This is a genomic window from Paraburkholderia sediminicola, assembly GCF_902859805.1.
Classification (GTDB): Bacteria; Pseudomonadota; Gammaproteobacteria; order Burkholderiales; family Burkholderiaceae; genus Paraburkholderia; species Paraburkholderia sediminicola.
Map to the genome: position 1 here is coordinate 51,904 of NZ_CADIKC010000018.1, position 25,055 is coordinate 76,958.

Here is a 25,055-nt window from a genome sequence, read left to right on the forward strand (position 1 = left end):
GCCCAAACTCTTGCGGCACTTTCAATCCCATCTCGTCCAATGAGCACTTCGCAGATCCGCTCCGCCCGTACCCCGCGTATGCCGGGAACCGGCGCGTTGCTGCCCAAGCCGATGCCCGTCGCCGAAACCGGCCTCGTACACATCGCTCCTGGGCTGCTCGGTAAATCATCGCGGTTTCGCTCGCTCGTGTTCTGGATCGTCGGGCTAATGGGCTTTCTCGCCGTCATTCTGGTGGTGCTTCACCTCGGCTCGCTGCAAAAGATGGCCGGACTGATACGCTCGGCGCGTCCCGGCTGGATGCTTGTCGCGCTTGCGGTTCAGTCCTGCACCTATGTCAGTGCGGCATTCGTATGGCGCGAGGCTTTGCGCCAGGCCGGACATCCCCTGTCTCTGCGCGCCCTGATTCCACTCGGCATCGCCAAGGTCTTTACCGATCAGGTGCTGCCGAGCGGCGGCATCAGCGGCACGATGCTCGTGGTACGCGGCCTGACCGGCCGGCGAGTCCCTGCCGGGATCGCGATGGCCGCCATGCTGGTCGGCATGGTGTCGTACGACATCGCCTACCTGTTCGTGGTGCTCGCAAGTGCCGGCGTGCTGTGGCTTCAACATCGGCTGAACGTGGCGCTGATCGCCGGCGTGGCGATCTTCGTGGTCGTGACGGTGGCGGTGCCCGCTGCCGTGCTGGGGCTCAAACAATGGGGCCAACGTGCGCCGATCGCGTGGCTCAGCAGGTGCCTGGGCGTGACCGCGCTGCTCCAGGAGTTGGCCGACGCACCCACTCGCCTGCTGCGCAACCCGCGCCTGCTGCTGCAGACAGTGGGACTGCAACTGGCCATCTTCATCTTCGATGCCTTGACCCTCTGGCTTGCGTTCAACGCGATCGGCGAAGTACCGCCGCTTTGGGTGGTGTTCGTGAGCTTCATCATCGCGTCAATGGTGGCCACCATCGGTCCCATTCCGGTCGGCTTGGGGACCTTTGAAGCCACCTCCGTGGGGATGCTGAGTCTGCTTGGTGTGTCGATGGAGGCGGCGCTCGCCGCCACCCTTCTGTTGCGCGCCCTGACGTTCTGGCTGCCGATGCTGCCCGGCATCTGGTTAGCGCGCCGGGAAATACGGCGCCGTTAGGCGCTTTACGGCTGAGGGAACCTCTACATGCGTGACGTCCCCTGCGTCCCTGCGCCAAATAAGCGGATCAAGGCTTCATAGTCGACCGGCTTGGTCAGATGATGGTCGAACCCAGCCTCGACTGATTTGAGGCGATCCGCCGGCAGTCCGTATCCGGTGACGGCCACCAGGATCACATTTCGATTTGCCCCGGATTCGCGTAGCCTTCTCGCTACTTCGTAACCGTCCATGCCTGGAAGGCCGATGTCGAGAAGTACGAAGTCAGGGTTGAAGGTCGCCGCCGCGCTGAGTCCCGAAACACCATCTATGCGCGTCTCGACCTGATGACCCTCATTGGCGAGAAGCATGCCCAACGCCTCACTCGCATCGGCGTTGTCATCAATAATCAGAATCCGCTGCGGGCAGGCGATGACAGGTGCCGGCTGCAAACTGATCCGATCTCCGGGGACGGGTCCCGGATCGAGAGGCAGATCGACGACAAACTCACTGCCAGTCTTGCCATCGCTAATGGCCCGAACCGAACCGCCATGCAACTCGACCAGTCGCCGCGCCACGGACAGGCCAACACCCAGGCCGTTGTTGCGCTGGCTGCCGGATGCGGGCCCCTGGACAAACATGTCGAAAAGACTTTCGAGCATCGAGGACGGGATACCATTCCCGTTGTCTTTGATGCTGAGTGAAAGCCGATGCGCCGCGGTGGTCGCCCGCAGTTGTATGGAACCGCCCGGCGCGGTGTATTTCGCCGCGTTGATTATGATGTTCTCGATGACTTGCGACAGGCGGGTCGAGTCTGCGTTTAGCCAGATGGGCTCTTCAGGCAGGGAGACGGACAATGAATGGCGGCGCTCATCGACGATCGGCTGGCAAACTTCGATGGCGCTCTGGACGATTGTTTTCAGCAGAACCGTCTGTCGATTCAACTCGATGCTGCCACTTGTTATCCGGGTGATATCGAGCATGTCGTTCACGAGGTGCATCATTGCGCGCCCCTGCCTTTGAATGACGCCGGCGGCCCAGTCCTTCTGCGTGACCGGAACCGTTTTCGACGCGAGCAAATCTCCGGCGGAAACCAGCGCCGCAAGTGGATTGCGCAGCTCATGGCCGAGCATGGCCAGAAATTCGTTTTTTCGACGGTCGGCGACCGCCAGCTGTTCGGCTCGCTCGCGAAGGTGAGCATTGCTCACGCTGCGGTTGACGAGATCGCGCTCAGTTGATGACACCGCAATAGCGTTGCCCGCGTCGTCCGACAGGACCGACAGCGTGAGCCAGATATCAACCACGCGTCCGTCCTTCGTTACCCGCTGTGTCTCGTAGGAATGCAGCGCCTCATTGTGCTCAGCGTGGTGGATGAAGTCGAGATGATCCTGCCTGGCACCGCGTGGGACCAGGTCGGAGACGGTCATACACAACGCTTCAGTCTCGCTATAGCCGTACATCGCGCTAGCCGCGCGGTTCCAGGCGAGAAAGCGGCCTTTGAGGTCGAATACCGTCACCGCGTCGTTCGAATCCTGAACCACGGCGGCAAGGCGCCGGGCACGTTCATCGGACAGCTTGACCTGGGTGATATCTGTCCATGTGACCACGACGCCAGCAGGCGGCATTCCGCGAACCGCAATGTAGGGCGTAATGCGGCGGACATACCATTCCGCGGTCGCGGTTTCGATTTCCTTTTCCACCTTCTCGTTGAGGCCCAGAAGTATCCTGTCGACCTCCTCCGGCAACGCGTTGCCGAGCGGGTTGCCGAGAACCTCTACGATCCTGCGCCCGATGTCCGGCGGCGCAAGTCCCAGGATCCTCGCCGCGCTGGGCGTAAACCGTTTGATCAGACCCTGCCTGTCGAGAAGCAGTGTTGATATTTCCGTGCTGGCAAGCAGATTCGTGACGTCCTCACTGAGAACCTCCAACTGGTGGACCTTCTGCTCGAGCTGGGAATTGACGACATTCAATTGCTCGTTGACCGCCTGTAGCTCCTCTTTCGACGTTTCGAGCTCTTCGTTCGCGGAGCGCAGTTCCTCATTCATCGAAAGGATTTCTTCGTTCGATACCCGCAATTCGCTATTGCTCTCCTCCAGTTCCTCGATTGTGCTGCCAAGCTCTACCTGCGTTGTGCGAAGCTCGCTCTCGAGATGCCAGAGGTCGGAATCCGCGCCGGAGGGCGCCGTCGACGCAGGCCGGTCGGCCGTCGGCAACCTCGCGAAGATGACAAGCAATGCCTTGCCGGCATGCATCGTGTCGAACGGTCGCGTCACCGTGATTTTCACCGCGGGCGCGCCACCGTCAGCGACGATTTCACTGACCGGCGAGGCTGCCTGGTCCTGGACCGCCCGGCGCAATACAATCCGCAGCTTGAGGCGCAGGCCGTCGCGCGCCATGTCGAGAATATTGCCGGTTGGCTCACCTGCCGGCTGCGTCAGGTATTCGTCCGTCGAGCCGCTCACGTAGAGCACCTGGTGAGCAGAATTGATCAGCACCGAGGCGGCATGGTGCTCTTCCAGCAGCGTGGCGTTGACCAGTTCCGCGTAACCTTTGCTGCGGACACCGACGCGGCTTGCGGGCGGGAATTCCTCGCGGCGCGCCGTACTTGCGGAAAACCGGTAGCCAGTGACAGCCGGTGCGATGACCGGACTGCGCTGGTAAATACGCCAGGCTCTCGACACCTCCTGGAACTGGGTGGAATCGGGATCGGTACTTTCCGATCGTCCCAGAAACAGGTAGCGCTTCGGATTGAGCGCGAAGTGGAATAGCTCAAATACCCGCTGCTGGGCTTCGGGCTCGAGGTAGATCAGCAGGTTCCGGCAACTGATCAGATCGACGCGGGAAAACGGTGGATCAGCAATAAGGTTCTGCGGGGTGAACAGAACCGTTTCGCGAAGTTCCTGCCGGATCTGGAATCCATCGCTGTGCGTCTGAAAGAAACGCTCGAGCCGCGCTTCACCCACTGGTGACGCGACGCTGGCCGAATAGATGCCCTGACGTGCGCGTCCCAGCGCAACGCGGTTCACGTCGGAGGCAAGGATCATGAACGGCCGCGTCACCCGGCGCTTCTCGATCTCCTCGGTCAGCAGCATGGCCATCGAATAGGCTTCTTCGCCCGTTGCGCATCCCGGCACCCATACACGAATTGGCTGCTCGCTCTGAGGCTCCTCCAGCAGAACGCTCAGCACGCGTTCGGACAGTGCGGTCCAAGCATCAGGATCGCGGAAGAACTCCGTCACACCGATCATCATATCGAGACTGAGTGCCTGAGCCTCCTCGGGCGAGGCCGACAGGACGCCGCAATAGGCATCAAGGCTATCAATCCGGTTGACCGCCATGCGGCGGGCAATGCGACGCTGAAGCGTTCCCCGTTTGTAGCCCCTGAAATCTGATCCGGCAGCCGCAAGCGCCCTGAGCACCGGTTCAAGATCGACTGGCCGCGCGGCATCCACCGCGGCTAGCGACGTCCCGGCCGTGGATCGTGTGATGTAATCGAACAGCGCAGCAGGCATGTTTTCAACCGGCAGCACATAATCGACCAACCCCGTTGCGATTGCATGGCCAGGCATTGCGCTGTGCTCCGCCGTGTCAGGCGTTTGCGCCATGACCATGCCGCCCTCGGCCTTGATCGCTCTCAGGCCCGCTGAACCGTCCGCGTTCGCGCCAGTGAGCACGATCCCGATAGCACGGTCCCGTTGGTCAGCCGCTAGTGACGTGAAGAACGCGTCGATCGGCATGGGGATTGCTGGACGATCAACGGCGGCACGCAGCCTGAACGCGTCTTGCTCGATAACAACCGACACCTTCGGCGGGATGACATAGACGTGCCCCGCGCGCGGTATAACGCCGTCCTCAATCGCCGACACAGGCAAAGCCGTGTCTTTCGCCAGCAACCCCGGGAGATGACTCTCGGCGCCTGGAGCCAGGTGGACAACGACCACGAAGGCAACGTCGGCCGGAATTTCGGAAGCCGCCCTGAAAAACAGGCTCAGCGCATGAAGGCCACCGGCCGACGCACCGATTGCGACTATGCGGGGAGCGACGACCAGCCCTGGCGCAGCAGAAGTGTTATTGGAATCATTCATGGCGCCACGCTGGAGACTGCTGGATCGCCAGTGTAGCGCCTATTACGCGGCGGCTGATCGAACTTCAGGCGCAGGGGCATTCAGCTTTTATCGTCCTGCGTCGCAAACGGACCCGGCGAGGACGCGTTTGATGTGAAAACAGACTCGCGCTCCCATGCTCGACGTACTATGCGCACTGCTTCCAATATCCACATCGATGTGTCACGCACAGGAACAGGTCGGCGACACGGTGCGGTTTCCAGACAATCTGCGAGGAATGTGGCAAATGTTGAAGGAAGACAATCGAAACGGTAATCACCTTCTTGCGGTGCTGGACGAGTCGGAGTGGGCACGCGTCGCTCCGCATCTGGTGCCGGTGGACATGTCATTGGGACAGGTCATCTACGAGGCTGGCGATCGTCTCAACCACGTCTATTTCCCGGCGACATCGATCGTTTCGTTGCTGTACGTTCTGGAGAACGGCGCGTCCGCGGAAATTGCCGTCGTCGGTAACGAAGGGTTGATTGGCATAGCACTCTTCATGGGCGGCGAAACCACGTCGGGCCGGGCGGTTGTGCAGAGCGCCGGGCGCGCATATCGACTGGATGCTAATGTCCTCAAAGAGGAATTCCATCGCGCGGGTGCGGTGCAACGTCTGTTGCTGCGCTATACCCAGGCATTGATCACGCAGATGGCTCAGACCGCCGTGTGCAACCGGCACCACTCAATTGACCAGCAACTGTGTCGGTGGCTGCTTCTTAGCATCGACCGGTTACCATCGAATGAACTGACGATGACACAGGAACTCATCGCCAACATGCTTGGCGTCCGGCGAGCCGGCGTGACAGAAGCGGCGGTGAAACTGCAGGATGCCGGGCTGATCCGCTACAGCCATGGCCGTATTGAGGTGCTGGACCGAGCTGGACTCGAAAAGCGCGCGTGCGAGTGCTATCGCGTTGTCAGGAGAGAGTGCGAAAGACTGCTGCCTGATCTGAAGGCGATGTGACGGAGTCAACTTCTATAAAGCTGGTAAGTCACCCATCGTCCACCTTCTCCTTAGATCATCTGAAGGTCAGCTTTCCCCCGCTCTTCTTCCAGAGGGGGCCATCCCGCGATAGGGCAGGCAGAAAAATTGCTGCGGGGGATTTAATTCAACAGATCGTCACCTGGAAACCCCATGCGCGCGCCCGATTTTGTCATTGGCTTCCTTACACTCCCCCTTGCGGCGTGCGCGCTCGGTCCGGGAGCAACGACAGATACGGGCTTCGGCCCGAGTCCGGCATTAGCCGCCCCGCAGTCGTCCTTACCGCCAACAGTCAATATCGCGCCTGTCGCCCAGCGCGCAGCCAATACGAAACCGACTGCACCAGCAGGATTCACAGTTACGGCATTTGCGCAAGGACTGGAACACCCGCGCTGGCTGTACACGCTGCCGAATGGCGACGTACTGGTTGCCGAAAGCGATGCGCCCAAGGAGCATGACGAAGGAAGCGGCGTGTTCGGGTGGATCAGACGGCAGGTGATGAAACGTGCTGGGGCTGGCGTGCCCAGTCCGGACCGGATTGTACTGTTACGCGATGCAAACGGCAGTGGCATCGCAGCGACACAAACGGTGTTTCTGAAAAACCTTCATTCGCCATTCGGCATGGCGCTAATCGGGGATCAACTTTATATTGCTGACTCGGACGCGCTGCTTCGCTTTCCCTATCGAACGGGCGAAACCACGCTGAGTTCGCCGGGCGTAAAAATAGCGGACCTGCCAGCCGGACCGATCAATCACCACTGGACCAAAAACATCCTCGCCGATCGCGACGGCAAGCATCTTTACGTGACGGTGGGATCGAACAGCAACGCGGGCGAGAACGGCGTAGCCGCGGAAGACGGCCGCGGCCGGATTCTCGAGTTCGATGTCGCCACGGGAAGCCTGCGCCCCTTCGCGACTGGCTTGCGCAATCCCAATGGCCTCTCGTGGCAGCCGGAAAGCGGCGCGTTGTGGACCACGGTCAACGAACGCGACGACCTGGGCAATAACCTTGTGCCGGATTACATGACAGCAGTACGTGACGGAGCGTTTTACGGCTTCCCCTATAGCTACTATGGACGGCACATCGACACGCGAGTCAAACCGCAGCGCCCGGATCTGGTTGCGCAAGCGATCACTCCCGATTACGCACTGGGCAATCACACGGCGTCGCTCGGACTGGTCTTTTACACGGCGCGGCTATTTCCCAAACACTATTGGGGCGGCGCATTCGTCGGTCAGCATGGATCGTGGAATCGCAAGCCGTATAGCGGCTACAAGGTCGTGTTCGTGCCATTTGCGAACGGGCAACCCGTCACCGCGCCGGAAGATTTCGTCACTGGCTTTCTCACTGCGGGCGGATATGCGGAAGGGAGACCGGTTGGCGTCGCAATCGACCATAGGGGGGCATTGCTGGTGGCCGACGACGTTGGCAATGCCGTCTGGCGTGTAGCCCCTGCCGACGCAGCCAGTCGGCAATGAATGCCGCCGCGGCTTGCTTGCGTGCCCACCCTTCCGTCGGTCATGGCTCGCCGCAGGCGCGACGGTGTGAAGCCTGAACGTTCGATCAATCCGAGCTGCACAGCGCGCACCGGTGCCCCTGGATAGCCAATGAGAAGACCGGCCGGGTTGACGCTGCTTAACGTATATGCGGTGTTTCCGCAATTTTAAAGATTGGAGTGCTTTTGATTTGAATCCTGGTATGGACTCGTCCGGCGAGGGCAACGCAGATTTCGCAATGCCGCATCACCCATGTATCGTGCGCCCCCGCGGAAGCTGTCCATGCAAAACTACCGGACAAAAAATTTCCGACGTGACCGTCGACGTCTGCGTCGGCGAAAAAGTCGCGGTACGTCGAGGAACACGTCGCTGCGAGGGTAAGTAAGGATGGGACTTCCGATCATCCAAAGGTCAACTTCGCGACAACGCGCCAGGCAGCACCAATTCGTTCCATACGTAACTCGTCCCCGCGCGCTGGTTGAGCCACAGTCGGCCTGCGGCCGTCATATTGATGACGCCGCCGGTGCGCGACTCGTACGCAAGCCCGAGAGTCAATAGTTCGTTGGTCATGGTGCGCGAAATCTCCGATTCGGAATCAGGAATTCGATCGAGCGATTTGAGAGCCTGGACAGTTTCGGCCGAGAGTTGGATATACATGGTGGCCTCCTGAAGCTGAGATCATCATGGCCCGGATGAAATTCTCCCGTCTGTACGGTGGCGTCTACTTGGTCGCCCCTTCGTGAAATCGCGTAGTCGCGGGCAGTAAAGGCTCGCTGGGAACAGCGCCTCTCTGGGATCGCGTCCGATTGTTTCCGCAGCCGCCTCGTCTGAACGTATTGAGCGGCTGATGAATGCGTTTGATGTCGACCAGCCACGTGCGGAAGGGAATAGTCGGGTTGAGCAGGTCGTTGCGATTGACGCAGTTCGGAACGACGACTGGAGACACGGCTATGCGTAAGCTCGGCCACGCTGCATGTACGACCCTGTGCGTCGGCGCGACCCTCACTGCGGCGCAGACGCCACCGTCGCCACCAACCGCCAGTGCGCCGCCGGCACGGATGCCGACCGACATTCCTTATGGCACGTCGATTGGCATAGATGCCGCGAACAGGGTATTTTCAGCGGCCGAAGCCTTGGCAAAGAGACACAACTGAAAAATGAACATTGCCGTGGTCGATATGCACGGCGACCGGGTCGCATTCGAACGCATGACCGTGCGCACCTTGCATCAATAGCGGTCTCACGGGCAACGCACGCACGGCCGCCAGGTTCCGTCGCGAAACGCGCGTCTTCTACAATCAATTTGAAAGCGGGCACGCTTACTTCTTGCCAGACGACCACTTCAACCTACCGTGACGTCCGACCGCGCATGCGGTCGCACACGATAACTCGAGTGCTACTACACGGGCTGCCGGAAAGTTGAACCAGATGATTTCAGACGTCAACTGGATGAAGCCGTTCGTAAGATGACGCAACGGGCCGGAGAGCGCATAAGTGAACTGGACTATCAGCGTTCCCACTGGCAGTACTGCGCGCCAATGCTCGACAATTGCGTGGGATTCGGCATAAGGCAAGGAACGCAGCGGCACACCGGAAACAACGGCGTCAACTGGCGTGTCTGCCGGCAAAAAGTCGCCAAGGTTACCGGCGTCACCCTGAACAATTCTGAGTCGGGGGAATCTGGAACGCAGATGTGTGGCCAGAGCGGCAGAACGCTCGATGATGAGCAGACGATCCGCGCGGATACCGTGGTGGATCGATTGCCGAGACGCTCGTAATAAAGTCTTCGAATCCACAAGCGAGACATTCGACAAGCAAACCGTCGAACTCGGTGCCGCAGCACTGGCAAGTGAGGCGGTGAACCTCCCCCGCAGCAAGGACTTCCCAACCATCTTCCATTGGGACGCGGCACTTGGGGCAAAGAAACCCCAGTTCGGATATTACGTTTGACATGTTCGAAAGCTTTATGAAACAAATCGCTTTGCGACAAGTAACAATTTAGCTTAGCACTTTGCGATTTCGTCTGTGCAAATCGCGTGGACAACGTCGAACCGAGCGCTCACCAAGTCCTTCTTCTCGATGGCTCACAACGGTCCGGCCAGTAGACGAAAGATCTCGGTCCCATCAGCGGTACCGACGTTGAAGCTTGGCTTGCCTGGCCACAGAGAATCGCAAGAGAATGACCCCATTTCTTAAAATGAAAGTATGAAAAGTCAGCTTTCCGGAGAGACTTCGGAAGAATCTGGGTTAACATCCGGATTTTTTGCGTATACGAGTGCGTATATTTCGCGCGGCAAGCAATATTTTTTCATTTTAATTTATACACTTACACCAGCCATTCGAGTCCTCTCCTGGCCCCGCGCAGAGCAGCTCCCGTTACCGGGCAGCCGAGCTAGACCGTGGCCGCATTCGGTGCGATACCGAATTGTTCCTCGAGGATCTTCTTGGCGAATCTGACAAAAGAAGCTTGCTGGCTCCCCCGGCGAGATTAGCCCGTGTCGCCAGGGCACCACAACTGGCTCGCAACGCTCGATATCCGCGACTTGAGCGAGCCGGACCTTGAAAGCGTCGCAGCAGACAGCAGTAACGTCCTGCGGGTAAATGGCGGGTAAAAATGAAAATTTTCACTCAACAATGTGCCATTAAGTCCCAAGCAGCAAGGCTGTGCGCGATGTTGAGTTGGTCCTCAACAACAACTATCATCTGGTGCATCATGATTTGCCGCATGTGCCTTGGTTTGCGATTCGGAAGGTTTATGAAACGTCCCGGCAGCAGTACATAGAGCGCTCGGGAGAGTTTCTTGTACACGGTTACAGCGAATGGTTCACGCGATATGGACTCACTGCGGTGGCGCATCCAGTGGCTGGCGGTAGCTCCGATCGCTTCCAAGAAGATCCGCCAGCTTCCATCGGTTTGGCAGGTAAATTGCAGGAAAAATTCATGGTAGTTGTCCGTGACGGAGCTCGCCATGAAACTCACCTATCCGCTCCTGCTGAACGCGAAACCACAAGCCAAGTCGCGTAGTTAGCGGAGATATCTGCAGTTGCTGCAGAAGATCCAAAGCAGAATGTAGAAACGAGTCACACAGCACCGGCGACGGAGATCTCGCGGGATCATCGCGCTACCGCCCTCGCCATTCCCCCAGTACTCCGTCTGCGTCGTCGAGGATCGTCATGGCCTTGTCCATGACCGGCAATCAGGGCATCACTTCGAACAGCAACTGATTCTCGGCGCTGGCTTCCCTCCTGTCCCGCACTGTCCTTTTGTACTCCAACGTATCTCCAGACAGAAAGAGATACACGCGCTTACACACAACTGACTTTCGGACACAAGCGGGATACACTCATCTGCTCAAATACGCCCATCGCTAGCAGAACAGCGCACCTCAAAAACTGGGCTTGCTTCGGATATCAGGTTGCTACCGCACTATCGGTTGGATGTGTTCTTCGTGCCGGGCCATTTTGTAACGATGGCCGCTCAATGGATCACATTTATAACCGATGGCTGACTGTCGGAGAGCCCTGGAGGTCACATCCGTGCAACTGCCATGACACGGCCCGGCGATTTCAGGCCAAGCCAATCGAAACTTTTCCCGTTGGGGATCAAATAGTCAGAACGCAAATGAACATGCTGATCAAGACGCTTGCCGCAGTCGCGGCTAGTACCGTGCTCGCAACGACCGCCTTCGCCCAGAGCACAGGGGCGGTCGGCGTGGCCTCACCGTACGTCGCCATCGATAACGAACCCCCACCCAAACTGATTGTGGATCCCACGCCGCTTCCCGCAGGATTGGCCCACGGCATCGTCTGGATCCAATATCGGCTGGAGAACGTGCATATCGTACCGGTGTTCGGGGCAGCCGCGCTCAACGTGTCTCCACGAATCGGGCATCTGCACGTACATATCGACGATCTGCCCTGGGGTTGGGTAGAAGCGAATGACGTCAATACAATCAGCGTGGCAGGTCTGCCACCCGGTCAGCACAAGATGCTTGTCGAGTTAGTCGACGCTCAACACCACGTATTCGCTGGGTGCGCTGAGTGCAGGCAGACGGTGACGTTCACGGTCCCAGAGGGCACGCCTCACTCACACTGAAGGCGATGACAAGAGCCTCTCCGTTAGTCCGTCGCGAATGACGTCCGACGCCCGAATACCAGGAGCGTCGGCACGCGACACGCGTCCGTCTATGACCCTTCTGCCGCGCTGAGCTGTCATCTGGATGGCGGGGGCTGCGCCCACGCGAATGTCGCGTTGTGGCCGCACCAAGACGGATGACCACCGTCACAGTTCACCCCCGAAGAGACGTTCGTGGCTTCCGAAAACGGTCGTTGGATCCGGCGAACGAACGGTCGCTTCCCTTCTCGTTCGCATCGCTGGATGGCCACGGTCGATGTTCATGTAACGCTGAACTGCGCACGTCAACGGTATAAAACTGTCGGCCAACAGGTTCATTGAACGTTAAACCGACGGTGCACATTAACAGTAGCCCAGTACACTCCAGCGCTTTCTACTGAGGTGGGGGTGGATTCAAAAGCTTGCTCAACGGTTTCAGTGGGCCTATTGGGAGGAGCGAGAATGTCATTAAGTGCGCTTTCCCCAATGGAAGTGCCTCAAGCATTTCATGCGCCTGATTTACGTCCGTAACGTTCAGGATGAACGCCACCCCGGCCTGGTCTTGCAGTGAATACCACTGGTCAATCTTGCCCTCGAGGTAGAGCTGCGCCGTCTCGCGAACTTCGGTCGAAAGAATGTGTTGGACAAGTTGCATGTCCGTGCCCGGCGGAAAGGTGCCAATCGCCAATATCTTCGTGGTTGGCGTGGTTGGCATCGGGGTGATTTGCGACATGGAAACTCCAGCAGAAATGATCAGCACAGAGGCTGTTGCTTACGAAATTGGACAAGCAAAGTTACCGAAACGAGCCAGGCTCGCGACCTCAGGAATCTGATGAAGGCTAGCCACAAGAGATAGGAGGCCGGAGCCTCCTCCGCCCCGTTACGTGCGCAGCGGTCTCAGACCCGCTCGAACCTCTTCCACAAACAACCTCGGCTGCTCCCACGCCGCAAAATGACCGCCTTTTTCGGGTCGGTTGTAGTAAATGAGGTTGTGATACGCCTGCTCCGACCAACTCTGCGGAGCCTGATAATTCTCACCGGGAAAGGCACTCACGGCAGCCGGGACGGAGACGTCGGCGGCAGCATAAAAGTTGAAGTGAGATTCCCAATAGAAGCGAGCCGCGGAAACCCCTGTATTCGTCAACCAGTAAAGCGTGATGTCGTCGAGAACGTCGTCTCGTGTCACGTCGCCCGCAGAGTGTCCGTTGATCGTGCGCCCGAACACCGCTGAGGTGAGTGCCGCTGCGGGTTGGCCGTAACCGTCCGGGTGATCCAGCAGCCAGCTTGCCAATGCAACGGGTGAGTCCGCCAGTCCGTAAAGGGTTTGCGGACGCGTGCCCTGCTCCAATGCGTAGGCGCGCCGCTTGGACAGGGCGCTGAGTTGGTCATACGCGAGTCTTTCGTCAGCCGACAGGCTTGCTGGCGCGGGATCGCCGACTTGAAGTGCCTTTGCGATCGCTGGTGGAACCGTCGCGGGGAAGTTGACATGAATACCAATTAACTCCGGCGGGGCCTGCTTGGCCATCACGTTGGCCACAATGCCGCCGAGATCGCCGCCTTGCGCCGCGAATTTCGCATAGCCCAGGCGCTTCATCATCACGACCCAGGCACGTGCGGTGCGTTCCGGACCCCAGCCGACTTCTCTAGGCTTGCCCGAAAATCCATAACCCGGTAACGACGGAATCACTAGATGGAATGCATCCGATGCGCTCGCGCCATACGCGGTCGGATTGACCAACGGATCGATGATCTTGAGTTGCTCGATGACGGAGCCGGGCCATCCGTGCGTGACCACGAGCGGCATCGCGTTTTCATGCTTTGAACGGACGTGGATGAAATGGATGTCCACGCCGTCGATCTCAGTCACGAAATTCGGCAGCGCGTTCAGCTTCGCCTCAACCTTGCGCCAGTCGTAATCGGTCGACCAATGACGCGCGAGTTCCTGAATCATCGCGAGCGGCACGCCTTGCGAGTCATCGGTGACTACCTCCCGATCCGGCCATCTCGTCGCCTTGATGCGTCGCCGCAAGTCGGTCAGTTGCGACTCGGGCACATGGATACGAAGCGGACGAACAGCGGTCTTGTCGGCACCTGTCGACGAGGCAGCGTCAGTGATGGCTTGATTCGTCTGCGCGAACGCGAGCTGACTTAGGGAGCCGGCAGCAACGGCTGCCGCTGCCACGCCAACAAAGCGACGGCGCGATGGTGATTGGGGAAAGGTGTTGTCTGACATAGGTTTTTCGACTGGCGATGGGCCAGGTCCTCGGTTAGTAGCTGCGTGATCTCACGCGCTAACGATTGCAATAAGCCGGCGTCTGCAGAAGACGAAGGCATCAAATGGTCGTTTCACCGCGAGTGAACTCAGCGGCGTGGAGCGTCACGAATTCGTGCATGTTCGTCGGTGCCTTACCGGTGAGCTTGAACAGATCGTCCGTCATGCGGTCGTATCTTCCCTGCGTGTGAAGTTCAGCCATCACGGCGAGGTGATCGACAAGATGCGTTGGCACGCCCACTTCCCGGAGCGTGTTGGTCCACGCAGAAAGCGGCACGTCGCGGTAATGGATCGTCCGGCCGAGCGCGTCGGAAAAAGCGCGCGCATAGTGTTCGAGATCAGCAGACTCGGGCCCCGTCAGGTTATAGACATGGCCGATGTGCGGCGCCGGATCGTCGAGGATGACGGATACGGCACGCGCCACATCGACAGCAGAGATCGGCGAAGTGCGGCTGCTACCTAGCGGTAACACCAGTTCATCGCGATCACGCACGCCTGCGTCGGCAAGACGCAGAAAGAAGCCTTCGAGAAAGACCGTAGGCCGCACCGTGACGACCGGCAGCCCCGACCATGCCAGGACCTGCTCGGCAAGCCAGTGCAGCTTGTGCTGAGGACTATTTGTGGTCTCCGTGATGCTCATTTCCGTGACCGTCATCTGCGACATGTTCACGAGGGCTTCGATGCCATGGTGACGCGCCACTGCAGCGACGTTGACCGCGGCTTCCAGGTAATTCGCCGAGATCGACATGCCGAAATAAATGCGCGAGCACCCTTCGATCGCACGATGCATCGAGGTGAGATCAGTCAGATCGCCCAGCACAACCTCGGCGCCGAGCCGACGCAATTCTTCCGCGCGTTTATCCTCACGACGAACCAGAGCGCGCACCTTATGTCCCTTGGCGAGGAGCATTTCGGTGACATTGCGGCCGATGCCACCAATCGCGCCGGCGGCTCCCGTGACCAGAATCGGCCGATCCTGTGTAGTTTGAATCTTCATATCTTTAACCTCTTCGATAAGTACCCATGCATTTATGCATATGCACACTTAAGGACGAAATGAATCCCGCGGAGTGGCTGTCGGATTAGAGTTTCAGTGCCGGTTGATGATCGTCTTGCAGGAAATCAGTCATCGTTCTGGCCACGAGTTCCGACTGCTCTTCCTGAATGAAGTGGCCACTGTTCTCCACCTTCATCGCGGTCAGATTCGCCGCTTTCTGCGCGACGACCTTCTTCATCCATCCGTACGCCGGGCCACCTAATGCAAGGACGGGCATCTGCAGCGTGCCGTACCCCTTGTTGTCGATCACATCCTGGGGGAAGGCCTGATACCACGCATTGCTTGCACGGATCGCGTCAGCCGTGTTGTACGCCCGCTCGTACACGGCGCGGTCGCGCGCGTCTACTGCGCTCGCGTCCTCTAAAAAGTAGTTGAAGATCCAGTCCTGTTCCACCCGAATGTGACCGGCCAGAAGCTTTTCCGGCAGCCCCTGCACCTGATTGAACGCGAACCACCACAAGTAAGGACGCGCCGTGCCCAGCTTGTCGCTGAAGGCGCCTTGCGCCGGTAGCAGCGGAAACGACATCAGGCTGTCGTCCGGGTGTGGCAACTCCATCATCACAAGTTTGTTGGTGGCTTGCGGATAGTTCTCGCCATATGCGAACGCCACAGCCGAACCGATGTCATGTCCGGCAACACTGGCCTTGTCATAGCCCAATGATTTGACCAGTTCGTAGACGTCTCTGGCCATGGTCTTCTTGTCGTAACCATCGGCGGGTCTCGACGATGAACCCATACCTCGCAGGTCCACGGCGATGACGGTGTGCTGCTCGGCCAGCGCCGGCATGATCTTGTGGAACGTCCACCAGGTCTCAGGCCAGCCCGGCAGCAGAACCAATGGTTCGCCTTTGCCGCCCACGACGTAATGCAGCCGTACGCCATCCACCTCGGCGTAGCCGTTCCTGAATCCGGGCAGCGACTTCACCAACGCCGCGTCGGATACGTTGGCGTTCTTCGCTGTGGTCGTCTTATGCACGATCGTCGCATCAGTGCCGACGTGGGACCGTGGCTGCGCGTAACTGGGCGCAAGGGGCAACATCAGCGCTGCCAACGCAGCGCCGGCAGTGGCAATTCTCGATATGACTTTCAAAGTACGTCTCCCTACATTTAGAGAGTTAGTTAAAAGAAGGCATGTACCGCGGTCGATTCGACATGCTTAGGCAGCCGTGATGCTCACATCGTCCGAGTCCTGTTCTGCGATCGATTTGCCGTGGACGCCACGTTCGTGAATGTGCGCAGTCGGGGTACGGTCGATCATCAGACTCAGCAGTTCCGGCCGGTTGTAGTGACCGGCTGAGTCCATCAACAGCTTGCGTCGGTCGATCATGGTGAAGTCGAGATCGGCAATGACCTCGCCCTCGCCCGAGCGGAGGGGTTCGCCGATCAGCATGCCCTCGGGCGTCACAATGGTGGTGAAGCAACCACCCGAGATCGGACCGATTTCGCAGCCCGTGTCCTTCATGATTTGCGCCTGTTGATCGGCGTCCAGCCACGCCGTCGCGTTGACGACGAAACAGCCGGACTCCAGTGCGTGCTGGCGGATATTGATTTCCATCCTTTGCGCAAATCCCTCGCCGAAAGCGGAACCCGGATACATCGCCGAATGGATCTGCTCGCCGTCGGCCATCATCGCGTAGCGCGCCAGCGGATTGTTGTGCTCAAAGCATGCCAACTGACCAATGCGCCCGACCTTGCTATCGACGGCGCGCAGACCCGACCCGTCGCCCTGCCCCCAGATCATCCGCTCGAAATGCGTAGGCGTGATCTTGCGCCGGCGCTGGATCAAGGTGCCATCGGCATCGAAGAGCAACTGAGTGTTGTAGATGGTTCCACCATCACGCTCGTTGACGCCGATCGACACCACCATGCCTGCCTTGCGAGCCGCCTCGCCAATTGCGTCGGTCGCGGGAGACGGCACCGTCACGGACTGCTCGAGCAGCCTCAGATGCTCTTTTCCAGACAAAAGCTGAATGCCCGTCTGGACCGCTGCAAAGTACGGGTAATAAGGCACCACAGTTTCCGGAAACGTAGCGAACTGCACGCCCAGCTGGCCGAGTTCGTGGATCTTCTGCACGACCTTTGCGACGGTGGCCTCACGGCTGTAAAGCACCGGGCTGATCTGGACTGCTGCGGCTTTGACGACTTTCATTGCAAACTCCTTGATTCATAAGAACGGGCACAGAGCGCCCTTGCGATATTGCATATGCAACATTGATGATTAGAAAAATTAGCGCATGCGCTGCGGTAACTTGCCCGCGATGCCCATCAGCGCGTTAGCACCGGGCTCTCCGACAAGCAATCTGGCGCTTGCCTGCGCAGTCGACCACGCAGACGCAGCGTCGCCGAGCAATGCTTTGCCTTGTCCTGTCAGCGCAAGGGGCCGACTGCGGCCATTGCTTTCAGGGGCACCTTCGAAAACCCACTCCTGAAGGATGAGAGGTTGCAAATTCCTTGTAAGCGTCGACCGATCGTGATGATTCTTGCGCCCCAGATCCGCGCGGCTGATAGGTCCAAGCTCAACAATGAGGACAAGCAGGCTGAATTGAGAGGCGTTAATGCCGAACGGCCGTAGCGCCTCGTCGTAGATCGCGGTCAAAACTCTGGAGATCTGCCGCGTGCGCGTCAGCAGACAGTTCTGCGCAATCTCACCGCTGACGTCATGACCTGCTTTGTTTTGAATATCTAAAGACATGATCGGCTCATGTTTCGGTGTCGGCTTCCGGCCCTGCCAGATAGAGGTCGCGGAACCGTTCATCGACCCGCTCCCGCATCAGTTTTGAAAACAGAATCGCCGCATTCATCGGACGATGGTTGATCACCACGGAATCAGCTTCACCCTGTTCATTTATGTGCGCCACGAGCAGAGTCTCGATCGGCACGCCCTGAATCTGCGAACGGTAGGACTCCATGTAGAGTCCGTTGCCGATCTCGCCCTTGTAGCTGTGATGCTGGAACTCGTAGAGCGCGACAGCGTGCCTGATCACCGCCAGGATGTCCGCTCGCCCTTCCACCGGACGCTTCAGGACAGTCGCCTCAAGCGTCGCATTTTCGGCCAGCTTTGCCAGCCAGAACGGCAGGTCGCCGGCAGGCTCAAGAACTGGCGCGGTATCGTTGAATTTCATATCGGCTTCTCCATCGGTAGTATGGAAATAGTTAGCGAGCGCGACACCCTCTGCCGTCTCGCTGAACAGAACGCGAGAGACGCTATCAGGACATGGAAGTCGCAACGCTAGCGGCATCGACTGCGGCTACCAGCGTGATGCGTGCCTTTTCCCGTCGTCTGCGGGCGAGTCGATCCTCGCCGACGCTTCGCTCGGACTCACCGGCCAGAATTGCGTGAATGTCGGGGAGCGTCCAGATGGCGCCGCGACTGCCCCAGGTGCCGTCCGGAATCTCCGTCGGAAAAACCCAGACGCGTGGCGCGACCTCTTCGAACGGTCGGTTCTCGGCGCGGGCCACCGCTTCCGTCACCGCTTTAACCAATGCGCTGCGTGACTCTGCCGTGTATTGCCCCTCTGGCGCCGACGGAATGATCCGGTAGCGCGCCGCCTTCGAACGTTCTCCTGCGACGAATATCGCGGCCGGCCGATGGAGATGAAGCACCGTCACGCTTTGCGCAATCGGATTAGCCGCGTCATAGCCTTCCGCCTTGATCAGGATGTCAGTCAGTTCTTTAACCAGGCGTGCTTCCGCTTCTGGCGTCAAGGCGTCGTCGGGCCACAGTGCGTCGATCATTGGCATGATGTCGTTCCCTCTTCAGGTGTTTCGATGGGGCGATAATCGGCCTTTACGGACACACCCGGAAGTGGCAGCATTGCCATTATTCGAGGAATATCAGACACACACGCAAATGATCACGATCAGGATCTGGGTCTATGACGGAATTCTGGCGTCGGGCGTCGCGGGACCCATCGACGTCCTGAGCGCCGCCAACTACCTGAACGGCAAGTTAGCCGCGCGTGGGGCCAAACCTTTACCCATGTTCGCGTGGCGCGTGGAATCGCTGGACGGACAGCCCGTCACGGCTGCGTCGGGCCAGAGCATTCCGGTGGACGGCAAAATCGATCCGCGCAAACGTGCAGATGCCATCCTGCTGACGGCCCCGTTTTTTTCCAACATGGATGAGTTCATCGGCCGCCGCGAGCAGATGAATGCACTCTCTTCCGCGCTACGGCGCCAGCGCAAGGCAGGCGCCGTGCTGGCTGCATACTGCACTGGCAACTATCTGCTTGCCGAGGCGGGTTTGCTGGACGGCCGGGTCGCCACCACACACTGGGCCAACGCGGCTGACTTCGCCCGGCGGTATCCGCGTGTTGAACTCCGTGCCCGGGAAATCCTGACCTGGCAGGACGGCATTGTCTCCGGCGGTTCGGTGACGTCGTATCTCAATCTCGCCGTACGGCTGGTAGAGATGTTCGCCGGCGACAAGCTTGCGGCGATGACCGCCAAGTCGCTACTGATCGACATGAACCGGACTTCTCAAGCGTCTTACGCGAAACTGCTCGACGACCACGGACATGTAGACTCGCTCGTCGCGCGAGCTCAACAGCGCATGGAGGCGACACTTCAGGAGGGGTTCCGGCTGAGCGAGCTCGCCGCCTGGCTTGCTGTCAGCGAACGGACGCTTAACCGGCGTTTCAAGCAGGCAGTAGGCCTTGCGCCACTAACGTATCTGCAGAACCTGCGCATAGAAGTAGCCAAACAGTTGCTGGAGTCGAGGCCCATCGGGCTTGAGATAGTCAGCCAGCGTGTTGGCTATGGAGACATCAGTACGTTTCGAGAGTTGTTCAAGCGTAAAACCGGACTTTCGCCGAGCGAGTATCAAATGCGCTTTGCGCGCGCTTCTGTGGCTGACAACAACCGGCACAGTTCGACCCAACTTAGCCGTTGACCGATTGCGGTCGAGAGACACGTCAAGGCTCGGAAAGAGACGTTGGTTTAGAGACGTACGAACCTACCTTGTATCTGACAGCCGGTTCGCGGAGTCCCCCCGACCGCGCCATATCGTCAGTCGTTACCTTTGGTCGCCACCCGACTTCTGCTTTCAGCCGTGGAGCGATTCCCTACGCCGTACCCGCCGGTTACCCGATTCGATCGTTTTTCAGATCCGAGCGGCTATGTCTCGTAGTTCAAATCGCCTATGCCACGGCCACCATACTCGATCGAATTATTCTCGGGGTCGTCGCTCCCCAGCTTCCCGATTCTCAACCACGGCTCGGCGAACGGCTTCGAGAAGGTCCGGGCGCACCTCGGGGTCGGGGACTTCGATCAGCTTGCGCGGGGCCCTGGCTTGGGGCTTCAGCGTCACACCGTAAAGTTTTTGCGGCGCAGTCATGGTTCGTCTCCGGCTTCAGTGAGAGCTAATTCGAACGGCAGGCTCGGTCCTGCTTCTGGTTTCCGAAAATCAGGCTTTGGGAACTTTACTGAGTGGGGAACTGTGGACTCCGTGCGTCGTGCGCCTCCAGGCTTCGTCGGCGCGTTGCTGGGCCGATTTCAGGGTATATGCGACCCCTTGCTTGCCCTTCGGACCTGGCGAAAACGCCGAAGTCAAACCGGAAAATGTCCGGCGGACGGTCTTGGTGACCATGGCGCGCTCCGCGTTTGTGTCGGAATGGTAAGTCTATGTCTTTACGCGCAATCCGCGATACTGTACGTTTACACAGTGACTTATCTGTCTCCGGCATCCCGGTGTCGATACCGTCCGAGGAAGCACCAACACGATAATTCGGAGCGCAGAGCATGCGCCAACACGTCCTCCCCTTATTCTTGCTGACGGATAGGGCTAGCGAGAAATGCGGTCGCTCTACGCTGACACTGAGCCGCAGACGGTGATTCGCCTGCGGATGTCGGCCCAAGCGCCCGACTGAATCGCAATTTGGCGGTTCCGTACGTGGCCTTCACTTGCGCGCCTGCCAAACCGACTCGCTCCAGGTCGGCGCCGCTCTCCGGATGATGTCGAGGACTTCCGGCGGGACGTCGCCCGCTCCGGTGAGTTGACGCACCTCCAGTACGTCGTCCGTTCCGAGACCGGATGGCGCGCGCAATGCCCAGGAAATCGCCTCCTCAAGCGATCCAACTTCGATGATGTAAAAGCCACCGACCAGCTCCTTGGACTCGGCAAACGGGCCATCAACGACGTGGCGCTTCCCCTTGCTAACCGCAATTCGCGCACCGGGCGCCGCTGGGTTCAAGCCTTCTGAAGCCACCAGGACACCGGCCTGGTACATCTCTTCGTTGAACTTCATGTACGCCGTGAGAAGGGCCTCGTCCAAACCGCCGCCGGCATCCGGCGCCTTTTTCTCTTCGCTTGCCTGGGCTGTGATGATGAAACGCATCGTCGTTCTCCTGAGTTGAATGGTGCTGCAGAACCACGACGAACGAAGGGTCGTCGAATCGACACGTCGCGGCCTCTCGCGCCGAATCCGTGAACGTCCGTTCCGGAGAGAGGAATCGTCCGGACAGTTCACCGCAGCGGCGACTTGACGGTCGGCATCCAGATAGTGGATGTCGCCTCATAGAATTGCTCAGGACCTCCCTTCGGCGGCCAGATCCCGTCAGCGAACGACTTTGCGCGTATCGCGATGCGCTCATCGAGGCTTTCCCAAGGCCATATGTGCGTGATGCGCGGTATGCCATCAAGCGCGTACATGTTCACTGTCAGGCTTGACCGTTTCGAGCGCTCAGGCATCGCAGCCTCCCACGCCTTGATGGTTGGCGCCAGGCCCCCCGGCCTTAGCCAGTAGGTACGAAACTCATAATACTTGCCGAACGAACCCGGTTCGACAGGAGCCAGGAATGGAAAACCGGCGTAGCTCTCCATCTCGATCGTACACTCACTATCGAACGCGCCGAACGGGTCAGCATGATGTAGCGCACGTACTCTTTCTTGCGCCAGTTCCTCTTCGTCGGTGAAGCTGCGAAGGATACGCACGCTCCCTAGTCGTCCATTTTCCGAGGTCCATGCACCGAGCCAGCGCCCTGTGGTTTCTGCATGAGCGAGGTAACCCTCCGCGTTCGCGATCACCTGGGCCAGCTTGAGAATATGCGACGACAGGGTAGTTAGTTCATAGAACATTCACTTCTCCAGAGTCAGTAAGGAACCATCGGACGTCCGCTGAAGGACAAGATTAGACTTACCCCTTCTGCTTGAGAATTCCCTATTTGTTCACAGTCTCTGTCAAAAATTAGCTATGTACGATTGGCAAGATTTGCGTTATTTCCTCGTGCTGGCGCGCACCGGCTCGCTCTCGGGCGCTGCCAGCGAGCTATCGGTCGAACACGCCACCGTTGGTCGGCGTGTCACGTCGCTAGAGACCGCGCTCGGGTTGAAACTGATTCATCGGCTGCCCCGCAGCAGCCGTTTGACCGAGGATGGAAAAACCATCGCCATGCTGGCCGGACCGATGGTCGACTGCGCACAGACCGTCGAGGCCTATGCGCTGCGGGCATCGTCCGCACTGTCTGGAACGGTCCGTCTCAGCGTGCCTCCGACGATCGGTAACTACTGCATCTCACCGCACATGCGCTCATTCCGCGAATCGCATCCATCCTTGAAGATCGTCATGGAAGGTTCTCCCGACATTGCACCGCTGGACAGAGGCGTCGCAGATATCGCCATTCGCATGGTCAAGCCACAGGAGGGCAGCCTCGTCGCACGACGGATAGGCACGATCCGATTCGGTCTATATGCCAACCTGGCCTATGCGGCTCGCCCGCCTGGACAATGGGAGTTCATCGCTTATGACTCGTCGTTGGACCACGTGAGACATCAAAACTGGCTGCGGCAGTTTTTGGACAGCCGACCCATCGTATTCGAAACAAACGATGTGATTGGGCAGCAGATGGCTGCACGCAACGGTGTCGGCGTCGCGGTCCTGCCCACGATGATCGGCGATACCGATGCTGAGCTGGTCAGGCTTCGCGTTGGGTTCGAGCCGCCTGAGACGGGCCTTTGGCTGGTTACTTATCCCGATCTGCGACGTACGCCATCGATCAAGGCAGTGATGGACTTTTTGGTGCGTTGCGTTAGCCATGAACCGCATTACGCAGATGAAGATGGTTCCTCACAAAATCGCCATGGCTGAATGACGTGCTCTACGCCTTTTATGGGGAGTCAACGATGGTTCCTTGATGGTAAACAATCTGCCATCCCGTAGCCGACCGGCGCCAGAGCGTTGCGCGACGAGTCACCCTGGAATCCTGCCCAATCCTGAACGGGCACTCGGACTAGCGGAGGCGCGTCGGCCATCCCACTCTAACCAACACGTCGTCAGGTGCGTTCAGGGCGAACTCGTACATGCCCCACGGTTTGTCGCTCGGGTCGCCGTTTCCGAGGATTTCGCCACGAAACACAGCGGCGAGTTCGTCTACATCCTCACGGTAAAGGTAAAGCCCGAACGGATTGCGCCCCGGCACGAGCCACCCTTCGACAGCAGGATTGAGATGGATTTGCCCACCGAAGCCATCGGCGAGCATTCGATAGTCATCAGGACTGCTTTTCTCGCGTCTGAAGCCTAACCGTGCGAAAAACGCTTCGGTGCGATCAAGATCATTGCAGGGCAGTATGGCGGTGAGACTCGGCTGCATGTCGGCAATCTCGCGTGAATACCTTAGGAACCCCTCGGCATAACGCAAAGGGAACAGGAGCGGAATAAGCTTGCACGGTGCAAGTCTAGCAGCGGGATCAGCGGCGCCAGCCTGCAACGATGGCATACGGTAAGACGATCTCGCAAAACCAGGCTGTAAGCAGATTTCCGGCAAAGTTACACATGCCGTTTGTACTCGGCAGCGTTCGACTCACAGCGGTCCCTCATAGTAAGAGTAAGAACCAATCGACCGTTGCCTGATCGGTGACAGACGCACTTGGCGAGGCGAAACCCTGCTGCGCTGCTTCGAGTCGCGCACTGGCATGAATGGCGATATAACGCCTGCGCACTTCGACGGTCTGCGTGTGCGTGCCGCGTCGCAAACACCAGAAATTGTCGTCTGGCGTTTCACCAAGGTTGCGACGTTTCGCGACCGCTATCGTTAGTGCTGCAACGAAAACTCAACCTTCGACGAAGAACTGGCTGGGCGTCTGACCGAACTGCTTGCGGAACATGTTGGCGAAAGCACTGGGGCTTTCGTAACCCAGTGCCAGAGCAACGTCGATAACCTTCTCTCCGGTCGCCAGCAGCTCCAGCGCCCGCAGCAGCCGAGCCTGCTGCCGCCATTGACCGAAGGTCATGCCGGTCTCTTTCACGAAAAGCCGTTGGATGGTCTTCACGTCTACCGTGAGGCGCCGCGCCCAATCCGCCATGGTGGATGAGTCGTCCAATTGCTGCTGCAGGAATTCGCAAATCCGCAGCAACCGCGCATCTGAGGGCATATGCAGGTGCAACGGCAGTACTGGCAGCGCTCGCAGTTCGTCCAGAATCAGCCGCATGACACGGGCGTTGCGGGTGCCGGACACATAAGGCTGCTGAATCTCCATTGCGGCGTGGATGAGCTCACGCAATAGAGGCGATATGCCTACGGCCTGGGTCTCGCCAAGCAGTTTGGGCGCGGCATCGGTCGTCACCTGCAAGCTGCGCATGTGCACTTCGCCGATGCAACGAATTTCATGGGTCATACCGGCCAGCATCCAGATGGCGCGGGTGGGCGGCACCACCCAGCGGCCAGCCTCGGCCTGCACCACCATTACACCGCGGACAGCATAGATTAGCTGATGCCTGGTGTGTACATGCGGTTCGATATGCCAATTGACCGGGTAGTCGGTGGCTAGGCCCGTTACGGGTGAGCGCGCCTCGTCGATTTCCCTGAGCGTCCGAGTCAGGGGCTTTGGCCTGCGAGATGTGTCCATGTCCTTTTTGCGATAGTGGCTGGTGGATTGGCGCGAGACAGGAGAAGCGAAATTTTCGACAATTCTGTCACACCGGGTCTCATACC

The 25,055-nt window shown here is 58.9% G+C and carries 21 protein-coding genes and 1 pseudogene; 8 read left to right on the forward strand and 14 right to left on the reverse strand.

Annotated features, from left to right (window positions below; all coding sequences use genetic code 11):
- The first annotated feature begins 39 nt into the window (after window positions 1-39).
- Window positions 40-1,125, forward strand: a complete 1,086-nt coding sequence (locus R8871_RS35950) for a lysylphosphatidylglycerol synthase transmembrane domain-containing protein (protein WP_175054661.1) — start codon at window positions 40-42, stop codon at window positions 1,123-1,125.
- 23 nt (window positions 1,126-1,148) lie between these two features.
- On the opposite strand, the gene R8871_RS35955 is transcribed toward R8871_RS35950, so the two are convergent.
- Entirely contained in the window at window positions 1,149-5,186 is a 4,038-nt protein-coding gene (locus tag R8871_RS35955) for a CheR family methyltransferase (RefSeq protein ID WP_175054662.1), read from the reverse strand.
- A 265-nt stretch (window positions 5,187-5,451) separates the two neighbouring features.
- Here R8871_RS35955 and R8871_RS35960 point away from each other — a divergent pair, with 265 nt between their 5' ends.
- Together R8871_RS35960 and R8871_RS35965 are read left to right on the forward strand one after the other, a co-directional pair.
- Window positions 5,452-6,171, forward strand: coding sequence for a Crp/Fnr family transcriptional regulator (locus R8871_RS35960; RefSeq protein WP_175054663.1), 720 nt, complete (start codon window positions 5,452-5,454; stop codon window positions 6,169-6,171).
- Window positions 6,172-6,342: 171 nt separating this feature from the next.
- Complete coding sequence (locus R8871_RS35965; protein WP_175054664.1) at window positions 6,343-7,668, forward strand: PQQ-dependent sugar dehydrogenase; 1,326 nt, start codon at window positions 6,343-6,345, stop codon at window positions 7,666-7,668.
- Between the two features lie 429 nt (window positions 7,669-8,097).
- On the opposite strand, the gene R8871_RS35970 is transcribed toward R8871_RS35965, so the two are convergent.
- On the reverse strand, window positions 8,098-8,343 hold the full coding sequence (locus R8871_RS35970) for a hypothetical protein (RefSeq protein WP_175054665.1): 246 nt from the start codon (window positions 8,341-8,343) through the stop codon (window positions 8,098-8,100).
- An 809-nt stretch (window positions 8,344-9,152) separates the two neighbouring features.
- On the opposite strand from R8871_RS35970, the gene R8871_RS35975 reads away from it, so the two are divergent.
- The 3 genes and pseudogenes from R8871_RS35975 (at window position 9,153) to R8871_RS35985 (ending at window position 11,781) form a co-directional block, all read left to right on the forward strand.
- Complete coding sequence (locus tag R8871_RS35975) at window positions 9,153-9,464, forward strand: hypothetical protein (RefSeq protein ID WP_175054666.1); 312 nt, start codon at window positions 9,153-9,155, stop codon at window positions 9,462-9,464.
- A gap of 901 nt (window positions 9,465-10,365) precedes the next feature.
- Window positions 10,366-10,710 (forward strand): annotated as a pseudogene (locus tag R8871_RS35980) (fatty acid desaturase); the annotation flags it as partial.
- Between the two features lie 597 nt (window positions 10,711-11,307).
- Complete coding sequence (locus R8871_RS35985) at window positions 11,308-11,781, forward strand: DUF6130 family protein (protein WP_175054668.1); 474 nt, start codon at window positions 11,308-11,310, stop codon at window positions 11,779-11,781.
- 412 nt (window positions 11,782-12,193) lie between these two features.
- Here R8871_RS35985 and R8871_RS35990 read toward each other — a convergent pair whose 3' ends face one another.
- The 8 genes from R8871_RS35990 to R8871_RS36025 all read right to left on the reverse strand — a co-directional run bounded on the left by R8871_RS35990 (window position 12,194) and on the right by R8871_RS36025 (window position 18,869).
- Complete coding sequence (locus R8871_RS35990; RefSeq protein WP_175054669.1) at window positions 12,194-12,532, reverse strand: muconolactone Delta-isomerase family protein; 339 nt, start codon at window positions 12,530-12,532, stop codon at window positions 12,194-12,196.
- Window positions 12,533-12,679: 147 nt separating this feature from the next.
- A complete protein-coding gene (locus R8871_RS35995; protein ID WP_175054670.1) occupies window positions 12,680-14,032 on the reverse strand; it encodes an epoxide hydrolase family protein in 1,353 nt (450 codons plus the stop codon).
- A 100-nt stretch (window positions 14,033-14,132) separates the two neighbouring features.
- Window positions 14,133-15,068 carry an SDR family NAD(P)-dependent oxidoreductase gene (locus R8871_RS36000; RefSeq protein ID WP_175054671.1) on the reverse strand — a complete coding sequence of 312 codons (936 nt, stop codon included), beginning with the start codon at window positions 15,066-15,068 and terminating at the stop codon, window positions 14,133-14,135.
- Window positions 15,069-15,153: 85 nt separating this feature from the next.
- Window positions 15,154-16,218 carry an alpha/beta fold hydrolase gene (locus tag R8871_RS36005; RefSeq protein WP_217468937.1) on the reverse strand — a complete coding sequence of 355 codons (1,065 nt, stop codon included), beginning with the start codon at window positions 16,216-16,218 and terminating at the stop codon, window positions 15,154-15,156.
- Between the two features lie 66 nt (window positions 16,219-16,284).
- Window positions 16,285-17,277: a carbon-nitrogen hydrolase family protein gene (locus tag R8871_RS36010; RefSeq protein ID WP_175054672.1), complete on the reverse strand. Its 993-nt coding sequence runs from the start codon at window positions 17,275-17,277 to the stop codon at window positions 16,285-16,287.
- A 78-nt stretch (window positions 17,278-17,355) separates the two neighbouring features.
- Window positions 17,356-17,820, reverse strand: a complete 465-nt coding sequence (locus R8871_RS36015) for a MarR family winged helix-turn-helix transcriptional regulator (protein ID WP_175054673.1) — start codon at window positions 17,818-17,820, stop codon at window positions 17,356-17,358.
- A gap of 7 nt (window positions 17,821-17,827) precedes the next feature.
- Entirely contained in the window at window positions 17,828-18,250 is a 423-nt protein-coding gene (locus R8871_RS36020) for a hypothetical protein (RefSeq protein WP_175054674.1), read from the reverse strand.
- Window positions 18,251-18,335: 85 nt separating this feature from the next.
- On the reverse strand, window positions 18,336-18,869 hold the full coding sequence (locus tag R8871_RS36025; protein ID WP_175054675.1) for a tautomerase family protein: 534 nt from the start codon (window positions 18,867-18,869) through the stop codon (window positions 18,336-18,338).
- Between the two features lie 109 nt (window positions 18,870-18,978).
- On the opposite strand from R8871_RS36025, the gene R8871_RS36030 reads away from it, so the two are divergent.
- A complete protein-coding gene (locus tag R8871_RS36030) occupies window positions 18,979-20,019 on the forward strand; it encodes a GlxA family transcriptional regulator (RefSeq protein ID WP_175054700.1) in 1,041 nt (346 codons plus the stop codon).
- Between the two features lie 1,006 nt (window positions 20,020-21,025).
- Here the strand turns inward: R8871_RS36030 and R8871_RS36035 are convergent.
- Window positions 21,026-21,463: a YciI family protein gene (locus R8871_RS36035; RefSeq protein ID WP_175054676.1), complete on the reverse strand. Its 438-nt coding sequence runs from the start codon at window positions 21,461-21,463 to the stop codon at window positions 21,026-21,028.
- 128 nt (window positions 21,464-21,591) lie between these two features.
- Entirely contained in the window at window positions 21,592-22,203 is a 612-nt protein-coding gene (locus R8871_RS36040; protein WP_175054677.1) for an NIPSNAP family protein, read from the reverse strand.
- Window positions 22,204-22,318: 115 nt separating this feature from the next.
- On the opposite strand from R8871_RS36040, the gene R8871_RS36045 reads away from it, so the two are divergent.
- Entirely contained in the window at window positions 22,319-23,212 is an 894-nt protein-coding gene (locus R8871_RS36045; protein WP_175054678.1) for a LysR family transcriptional regulator, read from the forward strand.
- Window positions 23,213-23,354: 142 nt separating this feature from the next.
- On the opposite strand, the gene R8871_RS36050 is transcribed toward R8871_RS36045, so the two are convergent.
- Together R8871_RS36050 and R8871_RS36055 are read right to left on the reverse strand one after the other, a co-directional pair.
- Entirely contained in the window at window positions 23,355-23,714 is a 360-nt protein-coding gene (locus R8871_RS36050; protein ID WP_175054679.1) for a VOC family protein, read from the reverse strand.
- 460 nt (window positions 23,715-24,174) lie between these two features.
- Entirely contained in the window at window positions 24,175-24,969 is a 795-nt protein-coding gene (locus R8871_RS36055) for an AraC family transcriptional regulator (RefSeq protein ID WP_175054680.1), read from the reverse strand.
- Window positions 24,970-25,055 lie beyond the last annotated feature (86 nt).